Source organism: Pseudovibrio sp. W74 (assembly GCF_001623085.1).
In the GTDB taxonomy this organism is placed as follows: domain Bacteria; phylum Pseudomonadota; class Alphaproteobacteria; order Rhizobiales; family Stappiaceae; genus Pseudovibrio.
The window spans coordinates 187,898-191,699 of record NZ_LMCJ01000017.1; the positions used below are offsets into that span (position 1 = coordinate 187,898).

Consider the following 3,802-nt stretch of genomic DNA (forward strand, 5'->3'; position numbering starts at 1 on the left):
AGCGGCCACCATCAACTGTTCAGGTTTGGTAATACATGCGAGGCGGGGTCTGGCCGCGTCACGATCTAAAGCCGTGCTGGGCTCTGATCTGGGACCCAACGACCTCCGCCTCGCTACCATTCAAGCACAAAACAAACACACAGGGACTCAGAGCTCCACCCACTAACACAAGCACTCATGGCACTACATAGCGGACCTACGCTGTTCTCCGCCAACGCGCACGCAGGCAGGACCAGCCAACATGCTCACGTGCCACCCACACCAGCAAGACACGCTTCAATCTCAGCAACCGCAATACCCACGCCGTCTTCGCTTTGTAGGTGCAGAGCAAGATCATGTGCGTTCTTCTTCAGCACAGCATCATTGACTGCAAGGAGAATTGAGCTCGCCAACTTGTCAGCAGTTAAGGCTTTGCGGGGCACAGGCGGGGCGCCAACGCCCAGAGCAACACTCTTTTGAGCCCAGTAGGGCTGATCGCCGAAGAAGGGGCATAAAACGCAAGGCACGCCTGCGCGGAAACCTTGAGCAGTGGTTCCCATGCCGCCATGGTGCACCACAGCTGCCATCTTCGGAAACAACCACTCATGTGGAACATCAGAAACACTCAGGATATCGTCGCTCTCAATGGCATCAAACCCAGCCCAGCCAGTTGAGAGGACACCGCGAACATTTGCCTTTCGCAGGGCCTTATCAAGAACCTCTTGCAATGCTTTCGGGTCCTCAACCGTCATACTGCCAAACCCAATGTAAACGGGTGGAGGTCCACGCTCGAGGAAACTGCGCAGACTTGCTGGTGGTTCATAGTCCCCGTCAGACTTCAAACTCCAGTAACCGCTCATAACCGCCACATCCGGCCAGTCCTTTGGCCGGGGAACAACCCACGAGCTGATCGCATGAAGCGTCTTGATTGGTAGGACGCCACGGGGAAACAAAACCTCATTGCGATGCCGGATTGCTGGCAGTTTCAGAGCCTTCGTGCGCAATTGATTGATTGATTTACGAAAAGCCGAATAAGAGAGTTTGACGAGTGCGTACCCCAGCTTGTTGTAGCCCGGTATTGGCAAGCGGGGCATCCCCGCCACAGGGAACTCGTTTGTTGGAACGATCATCGGCTGCAACAACCCCATCACAGCCGGAATGTTCAATGCTTCTGCAATATGAGGCGCAGCCATCACTTTGGGGTGGAAGACTATAAGATCAGGCTGAACGGCTTGGGCAGCCTGCCACGCATCACGGTTGAGCCCATCGTTCAGCCGTCCGGATTTCTTCGCGAGCCGTGTACCTGCTGCAACTCTCTTTAAGAGCCCGGATGATCCCTCCAGCGCTGCAATCCCGTCAGGAGTGGTCATCAGATCAATCGTGTCGTTCGAAAGTGGCTCAAACGCCAGCCCGAAACTCTCGATCCAATCGCCATACTTTTCAGCACTGCTGAGTTTAACCGTGTGACCACGAGCTGTAAGCCCGCAGGCCAAAGCGATAAAGGGCTCCACATCTCCGCGAGAGCCGTAGGTCAAAATGAGAATCTTAGCAGGCTGCAACATCCGGCAGAGTATAGACCGCTTTCAGTGCAATGCCATCAGGTTAAGCCCCGCCTTGCAAAGCTCACGCTCACCTCAATGAGGCACTGGTTTTTCAGTTGCCCATTGAGGTGAGCGTGTAATTGGCGCTTGTATCACGCAGGCACCGTCAGGTCCTGCGCCAACATCATCGCATTGCCGTCTGGGTCGTAAAACGTAGCTGTGCTCACCATGCCCTCGATGGTTTCGGTCGCACCGTCAAACTTCACGCCCGCAGCTTCCAGAGAGTTTCGTGCACTTTCAATATCACCAATGCCAAAAACAGGAACAGTGTTGCCGGGAGAAGGTTTTGTTTGCTCGCCAAGCCCAAGAGTGACGCCAGCAGTTTTTGTCTTCATCTCGCTCCAACCAGCCTCATCAATGTGGTGGATCAGCTCAAAGCCGAGCATGGAGCTGTACCACTCCGCACTGGCGTGACGGTCACGAACGGAGATGGCGAGGGTAATCGTATTTTCCAAAGAAACAAGTGACATCAAACTTTCCTTTCGTCAAAAAATAAAGTAACTATACATTATGGACATTATAACGCTTGTCAAGCTCACATCCCGGGCTTGGTCATTAAATATTCTGGCCCTATTACATTCTGGGGTCCCCGGCAGGCAGGCTCCACTGCTGGCCGCATCGGGTGCAAGCCGCACTTCATTTGCAGCGAGTCTTGAGCATCTTGCCCAGCTCAAACTGTTGGAGAAAAACCCCGGCCATGGCCATCCACTGCGCCCGGAGTTTCGGCTGACCCCAAAGGGTGTCAAAGCTGCTGAAATCGCCAGCAGAATCGTGGCTGCAGTTCCCGATGAAAAGGAATTTGCCTTGCTGCGCAAAAGCTGGACCGTCCCCATTCTGGCGCTTACCGCCACCCCCCAGCGCTTTTCGGGATTAAGATCAGACCTGACGACAATCACCGACCGCGCATTGTCAGCCTCACTGGTTCGGCTGGAAGAGCGGGAATGGATCAAACGCGACATCAACACTGCCGCCCGCGTCCCATTCCCCACCTACTGCGCCGCAAACACCGGCATCCAAATCAACCACGCAATTGACCTGCGGGCGTGAGTGAGGCGAGCTTGTGGGGAGGAGTAGCTAACGACGCTTCCGGTCTGGAGGAAGAAAATCATTTATATCGGTCCAAATCATATTCATTAATGGGTAGTTCTTAGTTCGCTCGACGATATATTTGTCTTTGCTTGTAATATGTATGTAACTAACTGAAAATAAACAATAAAAAACATTAAATATGAGCACTCCAAAGCCAGCGAGGGCTGAAGCCGTTAGTATCGCAAATATGGTCTCGTTTTCATTGAGTGAAAATAACAGAAACCAAATAATGACGAATATGGATGAGAGTTTTAGAAGTCTGAGGTTTGTCTTCTTTGTCATTTTCGCACATTAACGCTGATACCTCACCAGCAGTAATCCCCCAATCACGCGGGGATATAAAACCGCGCCGTGTTTTTTGCTGTGTGATCCTTAGAAAACTGCACTAAAAAGGAGCATTCGGTTCTGTTCAGGAGGCTCCGGTGGCCGCCACCCCAAATATCTTCAGTGTTTCCCCATCCACGCCCTTTTTGCAGGCAACCGTGGAGGCGTTACTCTCTGGGCAGCTGATCCCGGGCTTTCAGGCGGACGATAACCCGCTGGCGCTGGCTGACGTCACCATCTACGTGCCAACCCGCCGTGCAGCCAGAACCCTGCCGGATGTCCTGCGCAAAGCTTTAGGCTCCAAAGCCGCCCTGCTGCCCAAAATCCTGCCTCTTGGCGACGTGGATGAGGAAGAGCACATCCTGAAAGGCCATGGGGACGGTGAGGCGCTGCCACCCGCCATGTCCACCATGGAACGTAAACTGGCCATGACCCGCCTTGTCTGGGCATGGAAAGGCCAGCTCCGCCGCCAGATCCTTCAGCTCAAAGAGGATGATCCTGCCCGCGTTCCAGCGTCCTCCGCTGATGCCGCATGGCTTGCCGGCAACCTGTTAAACCTCATGGATGAAGTGCAGACAGAGGAAGCCAGCTGGGCAGAACTGGGCAATCTCGTCCCCGATGACCACGCTGAATACTGGAAAATCACGCTCGAGTTCCTGAAGATCGTCACTGATCTGTGGCCTGAGCACCTCAAAGCCATCGGCATGATGGACCCGAAGGAGCGCCGCTCAGCCCTCATCCGTGCAGAAGCCGCCCGCCTGCGCACCTCACCACCACGTGGTCCGGTGATTGTGGCGGGCGCAACAGGT

Annotated in this window: 3 protein-coding genes and 1 pseudogene; 2 read left to right on the forward strand and 2 right to left on the reverse strand. The window is 54.2% G+C overall.

What is annotated here, in order from left to right; genetic code table 11:
• Nucleotides 1-245: 245 nt before the first annotated feature.
• Together PsW74_RS12185 and PsW74_RS12190 are read right to left on the reverse strand one after the other, a co-directional pair.
• Entirely contained in the window at nt 246-1,514 is a 1,269-nt protein-coding gene (locus PsW74_RS12185) for a glycosyltransferase (RefSeq protein ID WP_206599923.1), read from the reverse strand.
• A 158-nt stretch (nt 1,515-1,672) separates the two neighbouring features.
• Nucleotides 1,673-2,050 (reverse strand): VOC family protein, encoded by a 378-nt coding sequence (locus PsW74_RS12190; RefSeq protein WP_063286497.1) that lies wholly within the window; start codon nt 2,048-2,050, stop codon nt 1,673-1,675.
• Between the two features lie 40 nt (nt 2,051-2,090).
• On the opposite strand from PsW74_RS12190, the gene PsW74_RS12195 reads away from it, so the two are divergent.
• Nucleotides 2,091-2,627 carry a winged helix-turn-helix transcriptional regulator gene (locus PsW74_RS12195; protein ID WP_063286498.1) on the forward strand — a complete coding sequence of 179 codons (537 nt, stop codon included), beginning with the start codon at nt 2,091-2,093 and terminating at the stop codon, nt 2,625-2,627.
• Between the two features lie 464 nt (nt 2,628-3,091).
• Nucleotides 3,092-3,802: pseudogene (locus PsW74_RS29305) on the forward strand (double-strand break repair protein AddB); the annotation flags it as partial.